The organism is Kordia periserrulae (assembly GCF_003054265.1).
Classification (GTDB): domain Bacteria; phylum Bacteroidota; class Bacteroidia; order Flavobacteriales; family Flavobacteriaceae; genus Kordia; species Kordia periserrulae.
Genome location: NZ_QBKT01000007.1, coordinates 265,731 through 284,558, shown reverse-complemented (window position 1 = coordinate 284,558; position 18,828 = coordinate 265,731). Strand labels below are relative to the sequence as shown.

20 protein-coding genes are annotated in these 18,828 nt (G+C 33.2%); 10 read left to right on the top strand and 10 right to left on the bottom strand.

All coding sequences use genetic code 11. From position 1 onward, the window contains the following. Positions 1 to 189 (top strand): hypothetical protein (locus tag C8N46_RS20585; RefSeq protein WP_158269175.1); only part of this gene is annotated, 189 nt, incomplete at its 5' end. A gap of 31 nt (positions 190 to 220) precedes the next feature. On the opposite strand, the gene C8N46_RS15555 is transcribed toward C8N46_RS20585, so the two are convergent. Continuing rightward, on the bottom strand, positions 221 to 442 hold the full coding sequence (locus C8N46_RS15555; protein ID WP_108115834.1) for a hypothetical protein: 222 nt from the start codon (positions 440 to 442) through the stop codon (positions 221 to 223). Between the two features lie 99 nt (positions 443 to 541). Between C8N46_RS15555 and C8N46_RS15550 the strand changes: the two genes are divergently transcribed. The 6 genes from C8N46_RS15550 to C8N46_RS15525 all read left to right on the top strand — a co-directional run bounded on the left by C8N46_RS15550 (position 542) and on the right by C8N46_RS15525 (position 7,541). Next, positions 542 to 1,246, top strand: a complete 705-nt coding sequence (locus C8N46_RS15550; protein ID WP_108115833.1) for an Eco57I restriction-modification methylase domain-containing protein — start codon at positions 542 to 544, stop codon at positions 1,244 to 1,246. Continuing rightward, positions 1,243 to 1,434, top strand: a complete 192-nt coding sequence (locus C8N46_RS15545; protein WP_108115832.1) for a hypothetical protein — start codon at positions 1,243 to 1,245, stop codon at positions 1,432 to 1,434. The genes C8N46_RS15550 and C8N46_RS15545 overlap by 4 nt, the downstream gene beginning before the upstream one ends. Before the next feature lie 2 nt (positions 1,435 to 1,436). Then, positions 1,437 to 1,679 (top strand): hypothetical protein, encoded by a 243-nt coding sequence (locus C8N46_RS15540; RefSeq protein ID WP_108115831.1) that lies wholly within the window; start codon positions 1,437 to 1,439, stop codon positions 1,677 to 1,679. Next, a complete protein-coding gene (locus tag C8N46_RS15535; protein WP_108115830.1) occupies positions 1,660 to 5,220 on the top strand; it encodes an SNF2-related protein in 3,561 nt (1,186 codons plus the stop codon). The genes C8N46_RS15540 and C8N46_RS15535 overlap by 20 nt, the downstream gene beginning before the upstream one ends. 141 nt (positions 5,221 to 5,361) lie before the next feature. After that, a complete protein-coding gene (locus C8N46_RS15530) occupies positions 5,362 to 6,693 on the top strand; it encodes a hypothetical protein (RefSeq protein ID WP_158269174.1) in 1,332 nt (443 codons plus the stop codon). Positions 6,694 to 6,899: 206 nt separating this feature from the next. Beyond that, complete coding sequence (locus C8N46_RS15525; RefSeq protein ID WP_146169843.1) at positions 6,900 to 7,541, top strand: hypothetical protein; 642 nt, start codon at positions 6,900 to 6,902, stop codon at positions 7,539 to 7,541. Between the two features lie 403 nt (positions 7,542 to 7,944). Here the strand turns inward: C8N46_RS15525 and C8N46_RS20580 are convergent, their stop codons facing one another. The 4 genes from C8N46_RS20580 to C8N46_RS15510 all read right to left on the bottom strand — a co-directional run bounded on the left by C8N46_RS20580 (position 7,945) and on the right by C8N46_RS15510 (position 11,729). Beyond that, on the bottom strand, positions 7,945 to 8,115 hold the full coding sequence (locus C8N46_RS20580; protein WP_158269173.1) for a hypothetical protein: 171 nt from the start codon (positions 8,113 to 8,115) through the stop codon (positions 7,945 to 7,947). A 64-nt stretch (positions 8,116 to 8,179) separates the two neighbouring features. Continuing rightward, positions 8,180 to 8,926, bottom strand: coding sequence for a hypothetical protein (locus tag C8N46_RS15520; protein ID WP_108115827.1), 747 nt, complete (start codon positions 8,924 to 8,926; stop codon positions 8,180 to 8,182). Further along, a complete protein-coding gene (locus C8N46_RS15515) occupies positions 8,926 to 9,705 on the bottom strand; it encodes a PoNe immunity protein domain-containing protein (protein ID WP_108115826.1) in 780 nt (259 codons plus the stop codon). The genes C8N46_RS15520 and C8N46_RS15515 overlap by 1 nt, the downstream gene beginning before the upstream one ends. 14 nt (positions 9,706 to 9,719) lie before the next feature. Beyond that, entirely contained in the window at positions 9,720 to 11,729 is a 2,010-nt protein-coding gene (locus C8N46_RS15510; RefSeq protein WP_108115825.1) for a hypothetical protein, read from the bottom strand. Between the two features lie 362 nt (positions 11,730 to 12,091). Here C8N46_RS15510 and C8N46_RS15505 point away from each other — a divergent pair, with 362 nt between their 5' ends. Beyond that, a complete protein-coding gene (locus C8N46_RS15505; RefSeq protein WP_108115824.1) occupies positions 12,092 to 12,502 on the top strand; it encodes a hypothetical protein in 411 nt (136 codons plus the stop codon). Here the strand turns inward: C8N46_RS15505 and C8N46_RS15500 are convergent, their stop codons facing one another. The 3 genes from C8N46_RS15500 to C8N46_RS20575 are packed head-to-tail and all read right to left on the bottom strand — an operon-like array spanning position 12,503 to position 13,428. Continuing rightward, the gene (locus C8N46_RS15500; RefSeq protein WP_108115823.1) at positions 12,503 to 12,697 is read right to left on the bottom strand and encodes a hypothetical protein; all 195 of its coding nucleotides are present in this window, start codon (positions 12,695 to 12,697) and stop codon (positions 12,503 to 12,505) included. It abuts the gene before it with no gap. A gap of 13 nt (positions 12,698 to 12,710) precedes the next feature. Continuing rightward, positions 12,711 to 13,325 carry a hypothetical protein gene (locus tag C8N46_RS15495; protein ID WP_146169842.1) on the bottom strand — a complete coding sequence of 205 codons (615 nt, stop codon included), beginning with the start codon at positions 13,323 to 13,325 and terminating at the stop codon, positions 12,711 to 12,713. After that, the gene (locus C8N46_RS20575) at positions 13,285 to 13,428 is read right to left on the bottom strand and encodes a hypothetical protein (RefSeq protein ID WP_158269172.1); all 144 of its coding nucleotides are present in this window, start codon (positions 13,426 to 13,428) and stop codon (positions 13,285 to 13,287) included. Before C8N46_RS20575 ends, C8N46_RS15495 begins: the two co-directional genes overlap by 41 nt. Before the next feature lie 1,189 nt (positions 13,429 to 14,617). Between C8N46_RS20575 and C8N46_RS15485 the strand changes: the two genes are divergently transcribed. Further along, positions 14,618 to 14,848 carry a hypothetical protein gene (locus C8N46_RS15485; RefSeq protein ID WP_108115820.1) on the top strand — a complete coding sequence of 77 codons (231 nt, stop codon included), beginning with the start codon at positions 14,618 to 14,620 and terminating at the stop codon, positions 14,846 to 14,848. An 87-nt stretch (positions 14,849 to 14,935) separates the two neighbouring features. On the opposite strand, the gene C8N46_RS15480 is transcribed toward C8N46_RS15485, so the two are convergent. Next, a complete protein-coding gene (locus C8N46_RS15480; RefSeq protein ID WP_108115852.1) occupies positions 14,936 to 16,582 on the bottom strand; it encodes a M1 family metallopeptidase in 1,647 nt (548 codons plus the stop codon). A 95-nt stretch (positions 16,583 to 16,677) separates the two neighbouring features. Here C8N46_RS15480 and C8N46_RS15475 point away from each other — a divergent pair, with 95 nt between their 5' ends. Then, on the top strand, positions 16,678 to 17,820 hold the full coding sequence (locus tag C8N46_RS15475) for a cystathionine gamma-synthase (protein ID WP_108115819.1): 1,143 nt from the start codon (positions 16,678 to 16,680) through the stop codon (positions 17,818 to 17,820). A 69-nt stretch (positions 17,821 to 17,889) separates the two neighbouring features. On the opposite strand, the gene C8N46_RS15470 is transcribed toward C8N46_RS15475, so the two are convergent. After that, positions 17,890 to 18,678 (bottom strand): THC0290_0291 family protein, encoded by a 789-nt coding sequence (locus C8N46_RS15470; RefSeq protein WP_245896886.1) that lies wholly within the window; start codon positions 18,676 to 18,678, stop codon positions 17,890 to 17,892. Positions 18,679 to 18,828: the final 150 nt, after the last annotated feature.

Sequence of the window (18,828 nt, the reverse complement as noted above, 5' to 3'; positions counted from 1 at the left end):
GACACGGATATTTCATCTTTTGAGTTGCCTGCCAATGGGATTTATATCATTGAGGATTTACAAGTGGAACTAGTAACGGTAGGATTGTTAACACAGCTTGATACGCTACTAGAATACATATCGCAAAATGCGTTGCATTACGAGCTTACTATCAATGCTTTTGGGAAAGAATTTACGATAAGGGTGTAAAAAAGCGAACCTTGTAGTTCGCTCATTATATCTATGCTACAGTGCAATCACATGAATATTCACCTCCGTTTGAAACACAACCATTATCGGTTACTCTATCATCAGGACATACCGCATAAGAAGCTATTATTATCCCTATTGTAAATGTGACTTTACAAGGTTCTGTTGAAGTACCGCCTTTTATTTCTTGTATTTCAAAGCTTGAAATAGTACTCTTTTTAAGTGTTAAAGATTTAAGATTCTTTTTTTTCATCTTGATTTGAATTTAGAGTTAATCAGCCAAAAGGTAGAAATTATCAGCAGGTAAAATAAACTTCAATAGTCGTGATTTATGAATTATAAGTAAAACTAAATGAGTATAGAGATTGAAAACATATTAACCAAAAAGACGCTTTCTAAAGCTGATTTAGCAGTATTGGAAAACTATGAGCCAAAGGATAAGCAAAACCTTTTATACTCATTTTTCACCCCTGTTTGGTTATGTGAGGTGATGTATAAACTTGCGATTCGCTATGGTTTTAATACAAATGGACAGATTTTAGAGCCTGCTTGTGGTACTGGAAACTTTTTAACTGTAGTTGACAAACCACAAAATGTAACGGCTTTTGAACTGGATACGCTGAATTACAAAATAGCCAAAAAAAGAGTGCCCAAAGCTACTATTTACAATCAGTATTTTGAAACCGCTTTTTTGCAACCACCACGTTATACCAATAAGCTAAAAAACGATATAACATGGCTTGAGAATGCTCCATTTGATTTGGTGATAGGAAATCCTCCCTACGGAAAATATTTAGGTAGATATGCACCCTATTTCAAGTCTTTAAAATTCAAGCAAGTTGAACAGTTTTTTATGTATCAATCCTTGCAATTACTTAAAAAAGGTAGATTGCTTGTCTTTATTACAGCGTCTTCATTTTTGCGAAACAAAGACACCTACTTAAAAGCCAAAGAACGTATCGGAGGTATTGCTGAATTTGTAGATGCCTACCGAATGCCTAAAGTATTTAAACATACAGAAGTACCAACAGATATTATCATACTCAGACGCAAATGATTACACAACTCAGAACACATATAAAAAACGCGCTTACAGAGGTCAATTCTCAAAATGCACCCAATGTATATACAGCCATTGCAGATGAGCAAGGATATAAAAACATTGAACAGCGTATCATTGAAATGATGGCTCGTGAAAACCTCACTGCCAGTGCTTGTATTGTACATATTGAAAACAGCTTGTAAAGATGGATTTTGTCAGTATCACCAGTGATGATAATTGGTTTAAACAGCATCCTGAAAAGATTGCTGGCAAAGAATATGTAACCACCTCACTGTATTTTCCTGTGATGGTAAAAGGAACAAAACAAGATGTGTTGCGAGTTACTAAAATGAATGAAAAAAGCAAAGAGAACAAAATACGTATTGCCAAAGCAAAAGCCATAGCCTTGCAATTAAAAAGAAAAAGATATGAAAGTTTACAAAGGTAGTTTACATAAAGATACGCTCGCCCTAATTGAAGCTTCTAAAGGAAGATTGAAAAGGCTTATCAGTGTAGGACTTGGAAAACCAGCTACACCAACCTATACTATTGAAGAAAGTATTGTCAAGCATAATGTGGGTATCTCTAAAGAAGAAATTCAAGCATGGGTTTGGTATCGCAGACAAATGGGTGTTCCAATGGAAAATTGGAAGGCGTATCATGTGGATATGACACAAGAGCGATTGGCATATTTTGTAGCAAGTGGTTTTTTATTTATTGACCCGATTCAAAACGGATATGTACCCTTTCCAGTCTTTGTCTTTGGAAATATGTACACCAAAATAGATAGGCTTGCAAAGATTCGTGAGCATGTTATAGAAAATCATGGAGAAGCCGTTTTTATAAACCATTTAGAAGTTTTAGAAGCTAACAAACCAACACCACTTTCAATTCAAAATCCAATTGAAAAAGAGCGTCCTATAATTTTAGCCATTTCAGAGTTTACAGGAGAATTTACTGTAGACAGTTTAAAATTAGAAACAGGCGTTATCATAGAAGAAGCTTCTACACTCAAACAAGCTTACATTAAATGGTTACGTTCTTTAGATGAAGAAGAAATTCATCATACAAATGCACGTGAGATTACAAAGTATTACTTGCGCAATAGTCGCAAACCGATGGATATTGAAAAAATTGCATGGCGTGAATTAAAGAAAATCACACGCAACGAAGGCGAGCGTCTTTTTAAAGAGTTTCTACACACAGCACTGACCATTACCGACCAATTGCGAATTGATGCATATTACAACAGTCATTATAATGCCATAGCCCCGCTACAGCATCATAAAATTCCAATTGCCATCGAGGTGTCAAAAAAGTTTATGGGCTTGGATTTGGATATTAGAGCCGCCCAGCGTGAAGGGATTGCCTTTATGGAACTTATCGGTTCAGGTATCATTGCCTATGATGTGGGAGTAGGTAAAACCATCACTGCCATCATTGAAACAGCTTCTGCTATTTTAAATGGCAAATGCAAACGTCCACTCATTGTTGTTCCCAACTCAACCTACGGCAATTGGCTAAACGAAATGCTTGGTTTAAGTGATACCATGCAGGGTATCTTAACAGGAACCAACATCACTGTAAATAAATGGTTCAATTTAGGAAGCGATTATTCATATCTTGATTTTTCAAAAAAAGTACCTGAGAAGTCTATTACACTTATCACGTATCAAGGACTTGAAAAAATCGGATTTAATCAGCGTACCCAAGACGAACATTTCATGCATCTTGCTGATATTTTGGAACAAAACACTCACAAGAGTAAAAGAGAAGCTGAAAAAGATTATGAACGAATTCGAGCCATTATTGGAGTTGGGCTTAAAAACACCGTTGCCGATATTGAAGATTTAGGGATTGACTATATCGTGATTGACGAGGCGCATAACTTTAAAAATATCTTTGCGGATGTTAAAGGCGACCAAAAAAACGGAAAATATTTTCATATTACAGGAAGTACTTCAGAGAGAGGAATCAAAGCTTTCTTTTTGTGTAATTATATTCAACGAACCTACGGTAGAAATGTGATGCTACTCACTGCAACACCCTTTACCAACAGTCCGATGGAAATCTATTCTATGTTATCACTAGTTGCCTATGAGTATATGCGCAGTTGGGGTATCTATAACATTCGCACCTTTTTTGAGCAGTATATACAAGAAACCACCGATAATGTCATCACCATTGAAGGGAAAATCAAGTCTAAAAACATTGTCAAAAGTTTCAATAACAGAGTATCACTACAAAAGTTAATTAACTCCCATATCAATTACAAAACTGGAGAAGAAGCTGACATTCCAAGACCTTGCAAAATAAATTTACCCAAAACCTCACAACAAACCGATAAAGGAATACAGCCACTACCCAAAGACAAACAATTGCTCACCTACTTAAAGATGACGCCTACACAACAAGCGTTTCAAAAAGAATTTAATAGTGAAGCATCAAAAGGCGCATCTCAAACCGATCCAAACAGACTCTTACGGCTTTTAAATAAAAGTCTTAACAATGCCCTTAGTCCGTATCTAAATTATGGAATGCCTAAAGACTTTATCGATTTTATTGACAGTGCGCCAAAAATAAAATACACAATGGAGTGTATTGCCAGTGTTAAAAAGTGGTATGAGAAACGAAGTTTGCCCATGTCAGGACAAGTTATTTATATGAATCGTGGCAAAGATTTCTTTAAATACATCAAAGAGTATTTAGAAGTGGTTGTTGGTTTTCAAAAAAATAGACCATTAAAGAGCAATCCAAGAAAAAAAGTAGACGAAGTAGAGTTTATCACAGGCGATATATCAACGGCTAAAAAGGAAAAGATAAAGCAAGCGTTTAATGAAGGAGTTTGCAAGGTTATCATTGGTACTTCCGCCATCAGAGAAGGGATTAATCTACAAAAAAAGGCTACTGACTTGTATAATTTATATCCTGATTGGAATCCTACGGATTTGCGACAAGTAGAGGGACGTATATGGCGACAAAAAAATGAGAATGCTTTTGTAAGGATTACCATGCCGCTGATGGAAAATAGCATGGATATTTTTGTATTTCAGAAATTAGAGGAGAAAACCGCGCGTATCAATGATATTTGGAGCAAAGCCAATCGTGGTAATGTACTGGATGAAGAAAGTCTTAATCCCAATGAGATTAAGTATGCGCTTATCACTGACACCAAAGTACTGCTGAGTTTTGAACTCAACGAACTTGCCTTTGACTTGCGCTCAAAGATGAGTTTTCTCAACAAACGAATTGCGGATATTCAAACTTTTGATGAAATAAAAGAGAAATATACATCTCTAAAAGAAAAGCTAATTAAAGATGTTGATGCGGCTTTAAACCGTTTGCAAGATATAGAGATACACACAACTTTAGAGCGAACCATTTATTTCTATGAAATGGTACACATAAACGCAGAAGACTTACCAAAGGCAGCAGCACAAAAAGTAAAGCGTTTACAAGAATTACAAAATCAGTTAATTCAGCTTACTACTAATGGTTTTGAAGATGTACTGTTATTACAGACGCTTTCCAAATATTACAAACTCATCAAACTATACAGCAACCCATATTATTTTGAAGCCTTTAAAGAAACGGTATCCAAGTTTAAAAAGATTGAAAAAACACTCTTAACCGTAGGGCTTGATAGTAAAGCCAAAACAAGTGAAATATTAGAGAAGTTCGAGCAAGAATTAAAGGCTACGCAAACCGAATATGAGGAGCTGTCAACAAAGGAGTTTCAAGATAGATTAGAAGATAAAATCAAAGAGGAAAAACAAAAGCTTTCTGTAGTTGGTGCAGATTTTGAAACTAGAGTAAAAGAATTTGAAAAACTCAATCACTTACTTAGTTATAAGTTCAACGAAGTAGCACAAGATACATGTTCAATTCCTGAAGAAGAAAATCCAAAACTAGCTACTAAAATAAAGAGAATAAAAATAGCCAAAGCCAAAGCAATTGCTTTACAGTTAAAACGAAAAAGAGCCGCATAAAAATTAAACACAATGATTACACTAGAGAACTATTTCGAGAAAAAAGACCAAATTGACTGGTCAAAGGTAAGTGATGTTACTAAAGACAATTTAGCGGATATAGAACTGCTGATACAAACGGCAGTTGATGTTCCTGAAACATTGGAAATCGAAGAAATTCAAAATCAAATTCAGGTATTTATAGAAGAAGTAAATTCTACCTTAAAGAAAAAATCAACTGGACAAAAAAGCAGTACAACTTCAGTTTCAAAAGTAAAAAAGCCTGTGAGAAAACCTCAAACAAACAAGACTACAAGACGCTTATCTACCAAAACACAAATAGACAATACAACCTATTTTAAACGTCTTATTCCTTACAATCAAAAGCAGGCTTTAATTGAAATAAATAGTCACAAACATGATAGTATTATTGAGCGTGTAGAAAAAGAACTTGCCAGCATTCCCAAAACGCAGCAGAAAGATAATATTCAAAAGAGTACTATATATGCTCATTACTTTCATGGTACTACCGATTGGTATATCACCGATATTGCAGAAGACAGAAATATGCTATTTGGATATGTGATACTCAATGGTGACACCCAAAATGCAGAAGCGGGCTATATTTCCATTGAGGAATTAACCCAGCAAAGAAGTCATGAATTTACGGAAGAATATGGAGTTACTGAACTTGATTTTTTCTTTGAAAAAGATATTTTAGAAAACATTTTATATAAGCAATACCCTAATTATTATTCCAATCCGAAACAATCAAAACAAGTGACAAAGGCTACCTCGAAAAAAACAAGTACCAAAATGGTAAAAAAGGTAGTGGATGTTACAATGGTCAATCGTTATTCAACACAATACAGGCTTATCAGACGTTTTTATAATCTTGTTCGACTTCATCAAACGACAAGCTTTAGAAAAATTCAGCTTATATACTTAGCCTTTCAAAAAGCTGCCATAGACCGTTCGGTTCGTAAAACCGATGCTGAAGCTGATTTATTCACCAAAATAAACACAAAGGTCGTTAACCTATTCGATACAGTCAACCCAACCAAGAGTGATGCTGATATTGAATTTACTGATAAAAAACTGTTTCGTCAAATAGAGGAGTATGTGAAAGGGCAAAAAATAAATTATGCTGTGACTCTTTTAAAATCCTATATTTCCTTACAAGGGTTAAAACCTGATACCAAAAAGGTAGAAAGACTCATCAAGCGAATTGATAATGCTATAATCAAAGGAAGGATAAAAAAAACAAATCGTTTGTACAAACAGCTTATAGATGCTAAGTCAGCATTGGAAAATTATCTTGAGAAACCAACGGTGAAGATTGAGCCTGAACAAATCGGACTTTCACTTCCTGCAAGAAGCTTATGTACCAATCGAGTGAAATGTACAGGACTTAGAAAAGATGGGAAACTACATAAAGGATATCGTTTTATCAATGGTGGTGCTGTGATTAAAGTTAAAAAAAAAGCGGTTTAGGCACTAGCATTCTTGTCATTGATGATTCGGAAACTAAGTCGCTACCGATAAGCAATCATACTACAACACTAAGTGCAGAGCCAATTTCAAGAATTCATCATGATGCTAGTTTTGAAAATAAGTACCAGGAACAAAAGGTTGTCCGTAAGACTCAAAAAACATCTAAAAAATCAAGAAAAAAACGTACGCTTACTTCCAAAGAACTCATGAGTATGCACTTTGAAACGCTGCAATTTGACAACGGCTGGGAGAACTTCTTACCCAATGCCACCAAGCGCATGAATTTAGGAATTTCGGGAAAACCCAAAAATGGAAAAACCGCAGGGGCTTGTCAGCTTGCCGCGTATTTGACAAAATTTGGCAAAGTACTCTACAATTTCGCCGATCAGGGAATTATTAAAAACACGCAAGATTTATGGGCATTAGCTGGACTCGATACCAATCCAAACGCAGAAGCATCAGACTTTAATACCTTAGAGGATTTGGATGCTGAATGTGCTTCAGGGGAATTTCAATATATTTTTATTGATTTAATCAACAGCTATATTGACCGTACCAAGATGAAGCCGCATGAGTTTGAGGATAGATATATTAAAAAATATCCGAATATTTCATTTATTCTCATGTTCGAAGTCACCAAGCAAGGTAGGTTTAAAGGCGACCAAAAGTGGATGCATATTGTGGACCAAATTGTGGAAGTTAAAGACTTTTTGATGGAAACACGCGGACGTTATGGAAATGGCTTTCATATTGTTTGGGAGCAGGAGTTTAAAAAACTACATCCTAAAAAATATGCGGAATTAGTTCCAAAAGCATCCAGCAATGAAAGTGATGTGCTTTTATTGTAATAATAAAGAAAACCTCAATTAAAGAGGAATTGAGGTTTTCAGCTTCAGAATAATTGTAGTTTTACGATAATTAGGATTAGGGTAAATTATTCTCTTAGCTATCTAGCCAATACAAAGCGATAAAAACAAAAACAGCACTTGTAGTTAATGAGCCGATTAAGAAACCGAAAATAAACCATTTGATGCGCTCTAATTTTTTTATGGACATTATTTACCTATTTTTGTTTTAGATAGCAAGACGATGCGTTTGAAACCTTACCTTACATCGCCTTGCCCTAAACAGCAGAATCAACTTAAAAAATTCTGCATCTAAACACGTCTTGAACCTAAAAGCACAAGAGATGAAGTGCCTTTTTTAGTAGTAGCTTAAAAGTGAAAAAATGATACTGTTCTCGACGTGTTTTTATCTATGTAATTCATCATCCCAATCAAAACGATGTACGTAATTGTATATCACAATGGAGAGGAATATTAAAATTCCCAAACAACCTATGCCAATGATTAGCATTGATAGTTCCCATGTGGTAAATAGTTCAGATGGTATTTGTACGATTTCTGTGTTGTTAGTTGTCATTTTTAGGATTTAAAGTTGATTGATTTTTAAGGCTATTAATCAACTTAAATAGTGATATTACATGTCAAATATTTTCAATTTCAATACGTTTAGCTTTCCATGTTATTACTTCAATCATTCTTTCTATTTTTGGCTTTTTAGTCACTTCAAGAGGATAATATTTATCCAATATATCTTTGTATTTAATTATAGGACTGTAATTAAGTTTTATTTCCTCTGTTACAAACATTTCTATATTAAAAACATCTAAGCGCTGACCATTTAGATTCTTTCTTTTAAGTACTATTTTAAAGCAATCGTACCCTAATATTTTTTTTGTTTCTTTTCTATATTCAGTAATTTCATGCGTATCAGAAATTGAAAATTGATAATTTTTTCGTTTCGGAAAAATGGTATATGTATTAGTGTTTATATCTCTATTAACGACATTGTATTCAAGAGTTTCCCTGTTGAGTTGCTCATATATTTCATTTGTGGATTTTTTAAAATAATCACATGTCTTTTTTGCTTCATATACATTTTTATAAATATCTAATGTGTATGTGCATTTTAAGGAATCTCCATACGTTTGTATGTATGTTTTTGGGATTGAATTAATAAATTCGTCTGGATTTTTTTCATCAAGATTCTTTTTAATACTATTTCGCATTCTTTCTTTTTCTAGCTTTTTTTCCTGTTCGGAAGGTGCTAAATGTTTATTGGCTATATACTCACATGATTCAAAAACTATTGTTCCATGTTTAGGTTGGTCTTGGGAGTATAAATACATACTACTCAATAAAAGTAGAATGCTAAAAACTACTTTTTTCATTAAACTAAATCTTTTGGATAATATTTATTGTTCCTGTAACTACTATCATCTAGCTGCATTATTTTAGTAATAGCTGCTGCTTGAAAACACCAATAGCCCACATACGTATTATGTGGATTATTGTGTTGATTATATAATGGCGTTCCCTTAAAAGAAGGATACCACAATTTATTTAGAAAAATTTTTAATTTTTCTTGTGCTATTATTTTATCCTGTTCCGTAATTATTTCCTTTAAGATTCCATAACGCTCATTAACGTGGAAAAACTCAGCGTAACTTTCTTCGATTATTTCTTCCCTTGTTGGAATTAAATAACTAATTAGAAATTCTAAAAAGAAATCTTTTACTTCATCACCATCTATAAATTTAACAAGCTTTAAAACATATTCTTTTGGAACGTCTAGTAATATACCTAATGATAGCATTTTAGAAAAGTCTAAAAAACCTGAAAAGGTATATTGGTTAAGTGTTATCACTTCTTTTTTCCTTACAGGATGTTTCATGTTCCATACTTTTGGAGTCCAAGTTTCATCCATTAATTCGACTGCATTGATATAATCAGACATTAAGGCTTTTTTTGAACCTAAAGTAATACCCGCAGAATATCTTGCTGTTAAATTATTTTTATACAAACCAATTCTAAATTCCTTTACTTGTTTTATTCTTTCTTCTGCAACTTGTCCATTTTTAACTTGATTAATATTTTTTTCTATGAGGTTTTCACGTTTCGTAATTGATTCCTCAAAATATTTTAAGTCTTTATAGCTATCTCTTAACATAAATTATATTTTTTTTACAATGTAGGAAACCATACTTGAATTATGTTAGCATTACCGTCAACTTTAACATAATAATTAGTTCCGTCTGGTAAAATTCTACTAACGATTCTAGTATATCCACTAGCGATAATTTCTTGTGCTAATTCTTCTCCAACTTCGGCGACTATTCTGTTGTTTCCCGTAGTTGTTCCTAAAATCCAATCATCTGACATTTGTTTTCCATCTAAGGTATTACTTAAACTAGAAGTGTTATACTTACTCTCAACGATTAAAAACTCTCCAGTTTGGGGGTTTTTAAAAATTCCATCAATTCCATGATTTAAGGATTGGTTTATATCAGCTACACGTGCATGTAATGGCTCAAAACCTAATGATGTCAAATGAACATCTGTTACCATTTCTCCAAAATTTCCTCTTCTAATGTTATTTCCAATATCAAGAGTAATTACACCATCTAGTACGTCCTGTATTTGATTTTTTTGTGCTTTAAAAATATCATCTACATATCGAAAAACAGCATTTGCAACGTCAATAGCTTCATCTGCATATTTAACATATTTTACAAGTCTTACAATGTCATCGACATGTACAACTTCCATAAGTAACATAGCACCCGAAAATGCGGCACTAGATTCTACACCATAGAAATCTTTTCCTGTAACTACTATCAGCACGTCTTCTAATGGAACTACATAACGTCCAAAAGTTACTAATGAATTTTCTATTATGAGAGATAATAAATGATTTAAGCCACATGATATACAATCGGCATTATTTGCTTGTGGTGGTACTTTATAGTCATACCATCTACCAGTTATTTCCGATTGTTCGTCAGTAGCATTTGGAAAATCTTTAATTTTAACATAATAATAATTGTCTTGAGCATTGTCTTGAGCGCCTATCGTGTTTGCATCTTCGGGATTTATAATTCTTCTAATAGTTGATTCACAGAGTGTATGACCGCTGGCAAGTTTGTACATTTTATGGTCATAACGCTCTGCAACAGCTATATACCTTAATGCTTCGTGTCCATTAAATTTACCTGTTTGAGAATAATCCCATTCATTATCAGCAATAGATTCTTCTAAAAGTGTTAGTCTAACTTCTTCTTTAGCCCCTTCAGACCAATTGTTTTCTTCAAGAAAATCTATAAGTTCTTCTTCAACTAAAGGGTTGTTGTTTAACCATTCCGTGACTTCAAGAGATAAGTCATCTATTTGTAATCTATTGTATGTTCTTGGTATATTAGGAACTACAGCAGGCTCATCATTAGTAGTGTTGGTATTTGAACTTCCAGCAGTTGAGTAATCTGGGTTATTCCCGCTAGGACTTGAATCACTTCCACCACTAGAGGTTGGTATGTCAACTAAACTTGGTTCATCATCAAAACAAATAGTAACATATTCAAACCAATAATAACCCACTGTACAATTATCACCACCAACATGAAAATCACCAGGCTGTTCTCCCCAATTACAATATTTAAGTTTTACTGTTCTACAATCTAAACCGTTGGACTTCAAATTATCTAAACTTCCATCATAATTGACAGGTTCAGAACTTATACTACCTTGAAATGGTGCTTGCTCATTTGTTGTTACTGTCATTAAATAATCATCACTAGGATGATAGGTAAGTATAAAAGCTTCTGTGGGTTCAGTGTCACTAAAACTGATTATTAGGTTACTAAACGTTTTTGCTTTTTGGTTGTGTTTGTGAATTGGAATTGAAAATGTTTCTACGCCATTCTCTTCTTGAATATACAAGTCTTGGTCGTAAATAACATCAAAGCCATTGGTAGTTTCTAATGAAGTTGTTTTACCATCAACTTCGTCTTTAGGTTTTTTATTGAGAATTTCAACAAATGAATTTAATTTACTGAAATTCTCAATTCTCCCTTTTTGTAGATGAGAGTTTTCATCATTTACAATAGTTTGGTCATCACTTTGACAACCAAGTACTAACAAAGAAATTCCAAAAAATAGAATTCCTAGTTTTAAATAGTTTGCAAGTTTTTGCTTCATAATCTTTTATTTATTAATTATTACAAAAGCAATACAGTTAAAGGGAATAAGGGAATCTTCACTATAACAACCTCAAAACTCAAGCCATGAAAAGTAAACAACATTCATTTAGTAAGTCTATTCTTTTACAGTGTATAAGTTTTATCACTGTATTATTTATGAATTTATTTAAAATTCTAATCTTTTTATTTTATTATCTTGACTTGTTATTATATAAACATATTTTTACGTCAAATTAGGCTGTGAAAGATTTAAGAACTTTAGTATTAACATGAAAAAAAAGAAATCTTTCTTTCACAGCCTGTGAACATAAGTATAAATGTCTACACAAATATAGATATTTATCTCAATAATCAAAAACTATGGAGCAATTTTACTCTAAAATTAAGTTAAGAATACTTAAACATATTGAAGATAAAGGGATTAGCAAACGTCAATTTTATATCGAAACAGGCATTTCAAACGGAGTTTTAGATAAAAAGACGGGATTGACAGAACTAAATATAGAAAAATATCTAAATACGTACGAAGAAATTAATCCAACTTGGTTATTGACAGGAAAAGGGAATATGTATGTTGACAATTATTCCGAGTTAAACGATAATTATAAAAATTCAGATGATTTTAGTCTAGCACTACTAAATGCTTTGGTAAATGACTCTAAAGTGAAGCAGGCTCTTAAATTAATTATAAGGAAAGAAATCAATGATTTCGCTACCCAAAAATCGTTAGATTTGCTTAAAAAGGATAAAAATAGTGATTCAAAGGGCTAACTATTTCTTTTTCTTTTTCAAAATTTTCGATGTTAATCGGGCTATTTTTTTTATTTCTTCGTAGTCAGTTTCTTTGTTGGCTAATCTTAAAATTTCAACTTCGATAAACCATTGAATTGTTTCAGATTCTTTAAATTCAGATTCTAATTTTTTAAGAAGCTCATCTTTTATTTTTTCCAACTCTTTATCGTCCATTGTCGAAGAAAATTTAATCTTTATTGATCTCGTTTTCGATTTTTTGTATTGAACTATCAATACTATCACCTGTAACGTCAATCATTGCTTTGTAAGTTATGGTTTCTTCTTTTGAGGGCATAATTGAAGCTATATCATTTATTGTTTTAGAATCATCTTGTAAAACTTTTACATTTCTGCCTATATTTGACAATCTAACAGCATTTTTCGTTGTACGCTTTATCAAAATTGAAAACAAATAACTTACTAGAAGCGATAAAATTATAATTGATGAATAATAAAGATAATCGTTAAAATCCTTTTTCGCCCAAATTGACCAAGTTATATAATAAATCGATATAGCCATTAACATAAAAGATATAAAAGTCATTATCTTTTTTATCAATGATATGTGTATAAACATAGAAGAAAAGTAAGTACAAACACTGCCTACAAACAATGTAATTGGTATTCCAACCGCATAAAAAAACATTCTAGCGTTGTAATAACCAAAAACTTCGATTTCCGAATCTTTATCTAAAAAAATATGTATAAAAGGTGCTGTAAAACCAATCACAGCACCTATTGAAATAAGAATTATTAAAAACTTATCCCCTGTCGTCAGGGTGTTGGATTTTGTCTTTGTCAATTGCTTCAATTGTATTATTCTCTTCTTCATTTAAAGCTTCTGGATTACAACTTGTAAAGGTTAAAAGAAAAATTCCTGTAATTAATAAAAATAATTTTTTCATGTTAATACTTTTTATGATTAATACTTATTGTAAAGTACTAATAAATACAAAGTATTTACACATTTAAACCTTTTTATTACAGAATGTTACATATTTATAATTGTGTATTTTTTGCTCAATTAATAGGCAAACACAAAGTTAAAATTATGAAAATCCAAAGATTACAGTAAAGCCGTAGAATATTTACGGTTTGATTGATATGTCAAACTTTTTCGAACTCCTTACGGTTTTCCGTAAACATTTGACCATAAAGTAATTTAACAATTATATTTAAGAAATAAATTTTATCTTAATTAAGATAAAGAATATTAAAAAAGTAGGTTGGTAGCTTGCTTGTATTCAATTAAAATCCTAATTTAGCCCTATAAGTTAGAACCTGAACTGAATACAAAAGTGCATACAAAAACCCCTAAAAGGGGCTTTTTAAAATAATGTAAGCAACTGATAAACAGGTATTTAAAAAAATAAGCGCGAGTTTGTATACTCGCGCTAACTTTTTCTAAAAAATCTTAGAAGAAAGTATCTTCCAGTTGATGAATTCTAAAGTTTTTAAAATAGGCATTTTTAATAGTATAGGGCTTTATTTTATTATAAGACCCATATTATTTATTACATTAATAGATTTTGGGGTAATATTTTGTGTGAAAATGTATTATGACATGACTGTAGATCAGATTAAAGTAGTTGTTTTCGGCTTACTTCTTTTAAGCTTCATTTTTTATTTATTGCCCTTAATAATCTTACTTTTAAATTATTTCATCAAAAACAAAGGTGCCTCAATAAAAATAATATATTCTAATAACTCAGTGTGCAGAGCCGAATACTCAAGGGCTGGAAAAAAAGTTGAGTTTAATACAGCTGAAATAAATAAAATTGAGTGTAATTTCTCAGTAACATCCTTTGAGAATAGAATGAAATTCTTTTTTTGGGATGAATACTTTTATTATGTTATAATTCTGAAGGATAATTCTAGAGTATTTATACCATGTATTTTATGTGATCAAATTGAAGAGATATTCACATCAATTAAGTTCATAAGAATTAGAAGATATTTCCCTTTTTATTAGATGCTTAAGAGTTTGTAGCTCGTGCTAACGTTTCAAACCCTTGTCATCGCATCAAAAAATAAAGCAGCTAAATACTATTTTTGTTTAACATTTTTCATTAAATTGTAAACAAAAAAAATATTATGAAAATCAATGCAATGTTTTTATTAGGTCTTACGACGCTAATACTTATTACTGTGACTATTTTTTCGACTATGAATATGCCGTTTGGTCTCGTATTCTTTTTGGTTGTACTTGGTCAAGCACTTTTAATTTTTACAGTATATAAAGTCTTAAAAGATGATTATACCACGGATAAAACTTTTGAAGATTTTTATGAAGACCGTCCAGATTTGGGTAGAAATTACAGATAGACAGCATGACGAAGTAAAGACGAATCTATAGTTTTTTATAAAAAACTGAAAGATAAGCGTTTATAAGCAATCAAAAAAAAACCTAAATCATTTCGATTCTTCAATCGTTACGTAAAAATTCGGATTCAATTCTACTGTAGAAACTTCTGCAGCAAGCTTTTTTGTTTGCCATTTGGTCGTTGGCGACAGCCAAACCAATTCTCCATTGAGCGCCATTTGTACCTTCATGTCAAAATCGTCCACCGCATTTTCCCAGCGATACACAAATTTGTTTCCATCTCTTTTATAACGAAGTACAGGAATGTCGGTGGTGCGTAAATATTGATCGAATACCGAAGACAAATCAATTCCCGATTTTTCACTGATGTAACTTTCAATCTGTTGTGTATTCACGGTTTGATGGTAGAAATCTTTATTCAAGCCACGCAAAATACTGCGCCATTTTTCGTCATCGTCGATTAATTGACGAATGGTGTGCAACATATTCGCACCTTTATAATACATATCGCCCGAACCTTCATGATTTACATTATAAATTCCGATAATCGGACGGTCATTGCTTACACTTCCGCGCGTTCCGATGACATATTCGGAGCTTGCTTTTTTTCCATAGAAATAATCCAAAAATAAATTTTCAGAATACGCCGTAAAACTTTCATGAATCCACATGTCAGCAATGTCAATATTGGTAATATTATTGGCAAACCATTCGTGTCCAGATTCGTGTACAATGATAAAATCAAACTTCATTCCCCAGCCTGTTCTGCTCAAATCAAAACCTCTGTAACCATTCACATAACCGTTTCCATACGTCACCGAACTTTGATGTTCCATGCCCAAATACGGCGCTTCCACAAGCTTGTAACTATCTTCATAAAACGGATACGGTCCAAACCAATGCTCAAAGGCTTCCATCGTACGCGCAGCATCTTTAAATTGTTCTTTGGCTTTGTCTAAATTATCACGCAATACGTAATAGTCCATGTCCAATGTGCCATTTTCGCCTTCGTATTTTTCGCCAAAATGGACATAATCGCCAATATTAATATTCACACCATAATTATTAATCGGATTCACCACATTCCAATGAAAGGTTTTGGTATCGTTGTCTTTTTCTTCAACCTTCACCAAGCGTCCGTTAGACACATTCATTAAATTCTTAGGCACATTCACGCTAATTTTCATGCTATCCACTTCGTCATACATGTGATCTTTACACGGCCACCAAACGCTTGCGCCCAATCCTTGACAGGAAGAAGCAATAAACGGCAAACCGTTAGCGTCTTTTTTCCAGGTAATTCCGCCATCCCAAGGTGGTCTTTTGGCAACTTTTGGTTTTCCTTCATAAAAAACTTGTATACTGTTTATTTCTCCCAATTCTTGTTTTTTTGTGAGATGAATAAAATGTGCGTTTCCATCATGTTTAATTTGTAGCTCTTCGCCATCTTGTACCACTTTTGTCAATTGCAATGGTGGTTGCAAATCAATTTGAAGCGTTTTTTGTCCGTTTGTTAGGACTTTATATTGAATGGTATTGCTTCCCGCGATAGTTCTTTCGGAAGGATTCACCGTAATATCTAAGTGATAATGTGTCAAGTCCCACCAAGCGCGTTCTGGCGTGATGGAGCCGCGTAAGGTATCTTGTTTTGTAAAATTTTGACTGAATGCTTGCGTGCTACACAAAAAACATACTAAAAATAAATACGTAAAGAAGTTGTTATGTTTATACATCATTTCAATAAAAAAGTTATGGATTGCTAAAGGTACGTTGATAATCTGAAAACTAATAAATGAAATGGTAAATTTGTAAAGCAACTTAAAGCGAATTTATGAAATTTAATACCAAAACCATTCACGGCGGACAACAACCTGACAAGGCGTATGGCGCTGTGATGCCGCCCATTTATCAAACATCAACCTTTGCACAACGTTCGCCTGGCAAACATCAAGGATATGAATATGCACGTTCAAAAAATCCGACGCGAACGGCATTGGAAAACGCGTTGGCAAGTTTGGAAAATGGAAATCACGCAATGGCTTTTGGTTCGGGTTTGGCAGCTATTGATGCAGTTTTAAAACTCTTAAAATCGGGTGATGAGGTCATTGCTACGAACGATTTGTATGGCGGAAGCTATCGTTTATTCACAAAAGTCTTTGAGGATTTCGGTATCAAATTTCATTTTGTAAATATGGAAAACGCTGCTACCATTGAAGAATTTATCAATACAAACACCAAACTCATTTGGATAGAAACGCCTACCAATCCGATGATGAATATTATTGATATTGAAGCGGTTTCTACGGTTGCGAAAACACACAATGTATTATTAGCCGTTGACAATACGTTTGCCACACCGTATTTGCAACGTCCGTTAGATTTAGGAGCTGATATTGTGATGCATTCCGTTACCAAATATATTGGCGGACACAGCGATTTGGTGATGGGCGCGTTGGTGGTAAAAGACAAAGTGTTGGCAAACAAATTGTATTTCATTCAAAATGCAAGTGGTGCTATTTGCGGTCCGATGGATTGTTTTTTGGCATTACGCGGTATCAAAACCTTACATGTTCGCATGCAACGTCATTGTGAAAATGGCAAAGCTGTTGCTGAATATTTGGCGAATCATCCGAAAATTTCAAAAGTGTATTGGCCAGGATTCAAAACACATCCCAATCATGATATTGCTAAAAAGCAGATGAACGGTTTTGGTGGAATGATTTCGTTTGTTACGAAAGGCAATGATTACGATGAAGCTATTAAAATTATTGAAAATTTAAAAATATTCACGCTAGCAGAATCGCTCGGAGGTGTAGAATCCTTGGCAGGTCATCCCGCAAGTATGACGCATGCAAGCATTCCCAAAGAAGAAAGAGAAAAAGTAGGTATTGTTGACGCTTTAATTCGTTTAAGTGTTGGTATTGAAGATGCAGAAGATCTTATTGCCGATTTAGAACAAGCACTTTCAGTATAAAATTTTAGATAAAAACACAAACAAAAGCCATTCTAAACGGAATGGCTTTCATGTATATTGTAAGGTTTTTTAAAAGTCTAAATAATAAATATATCCAAAACTAATGACAAAACTCCAGTCGTTTGCTTTGTTTTCTGGATATAAATTTTCATCAGGATTCAATCCGTCAACCCAGTTTGAAAAATAATATCTCCAACGTAGGTCAAACAATAAATCAGATACTTCGGTGAGTTTGTAACGTGTTCCCACGCTGGCAACAATAGACCATGTAGAACTCGATTCGTTTCTGTATGCATCTTGATATTTTATTGGCAATACATCAGGATCTGTCAATCGTCCTAAACTAGATTCTACTGTTGGTGTATAATAATGATATTGTGCTCCCAATGCCGCATACGGTGCTAATAAATAGCCGCCGCTTTCAAACTCACGGATACTTCTTGGAAAATATTCTAATTGCGTTCCTAAGTTAATCACGCGTGTATTTCCGCTCATGGCACGTAATTGATTTGCCGTTTCAGATACTTTATCATCTCCAACATATCGTCCAAAGTGTTCTAAATTAACGGTAGTGTACGTTAATTCATTTCGAACTTTAAAGTGGTCATTAAAATAGGTATATCGTGTAAAACAGTTACATTCTGCACGGTAAGAAAAGTTTAAATAATGGACAATACCGAACTCTGCGCCGACATTTCCAATGTTCGTTTCAAAGTCATTACGCTCCCCATAATCTGACTGGAATGCGTTAGGGCCAATAATAAATCCGATTTCGTGAGAAAAACCAAATTGGGCATAGGTTGTTCCTACACACATAAGCATGAAAAGTAGGAAGATAGGGCGGATTCTATTTAACATGTTATAAACCAGTATTAATATGAGGCTATACAGCAAATATATAAAAACCCGCAAAACAAAAAAACAAAAAGTGGATTAACTACCATTTATCATTATACTCTTACAACAAATGGGCGATTTAAAGGTATGTTATTCGAAAACGTTTGAAGA

Coding starts and splice junctions, on each gene's coding strand:
- C8N46_RS15500 (WP_108115823.1), bottom strand. CDS start 12,697: ATGGACGATAAAGAGTTGGAAAAAATAAAAGATGAGCTTCTTAAAAAA.
- C8N46_RS15470 (WP_245896886.1), bottom strand. CDS start 18,678: ATGTTAAATAGAATCCGCCCTATCTTCCTACTTTTCATGCTTATGTGT.
- C8N46_RS20575 (WP_158269172.1), bottom strand. CDS start 13,428: ATGAAAAAATTATTTTTATTAATTACAGGAATTTTTCTTTTAACCTTT.
- C8N46_RS15550 (WP_108115833.1), top strand. CDS start 542: ATGAGTATAGAGATTGAAAACATATTAACCAAAAAGACGCTTTCTAAA.
- C8N46_RS15540 (WP_108115831.1), top strand. CDS start 1,437: ATGGATTTTGTCAGTATCACCAGTGATGATAATTGGTTTAAACAGCAT.
- C8N46_RS15520 (WP_108115827.1), bottom strand. CDS start 8,926: ATGAAAAAAGTAGTTTTTAGCATTCTACTTTTATTGAGTAGTATGTAT.
- C8N46_RS15480 (WP_108115852.1), bottom strand. CDS start 16,582: ATGATGTATAAACATAACAACTTCTTTACGTATTTATTTTTAGTATGT.
- C8N46_RS20580 (WP_158269173.1), bottom strand. CDS start 8,115: ATGACAACTAACAACACAGAAATCGTACAAATACCATCTGAACTATTT.
- C8N46_RS15535 (WP_108115830.1), top strand. CDS start 1,660: ATGAAAGTTTACAAAGGTAGTTTACATAAAGATACGCTCGCCCTAATT.
- C8N46_RS15545 (WP_108115832.1), top strand. CDS start 1,243: ATGATTACACAACTCAGAACACATATAAAAAACGCGCTTACAGAGGTC.
- C8N46_RS15510 (WP_108115825.1), bottom strand. CDS start 11,729: ATGAAGCAAAAACTTGCAAACTATTTAAAACTAGGAATTCTATTTTTT.
- C8N46_RS15505 (WP_108115824.1), top strand. CDS start 12,092: ATGGAGCAATTTTACTCTAAAATTAAGTTAAGAATACTTAAACATATT.
- C8N46_RS15515 (WP_108115826.1), bottom strand. CDS start 9,705: ATGTTAAGAGATAGCTATAAAGACTTAAAATATTTTGAGGAATCAATT.
- C8N46_RS15485 (WP_108115820.1), top strand. CDS start 14,618: ATGAAAATCAATGCAATGTTTTTATTAGGTCTTACGACGCTAATACTT.
- C8N46_RS15475 (WP_108115819.1), top strand. CDS start 16,678: ATGAAATTTAATACCAAAACCATTCACGGCGGACAACAACCTGACAAG.
- C8N46_RS15555 (WP_108115834.1), bottom strand. CDS start 442: ATGAAAAAAAAGAATCTTAAATCTTTAACACTTAAAAAGAGTACTATT.
- C8N46_RS15525 (WP_146169843.1), top strand. CDS start 6,900: ATGAGTATGCACTTTGAAACGCTGCAATTTGACAACGGCTGGGAGAAC.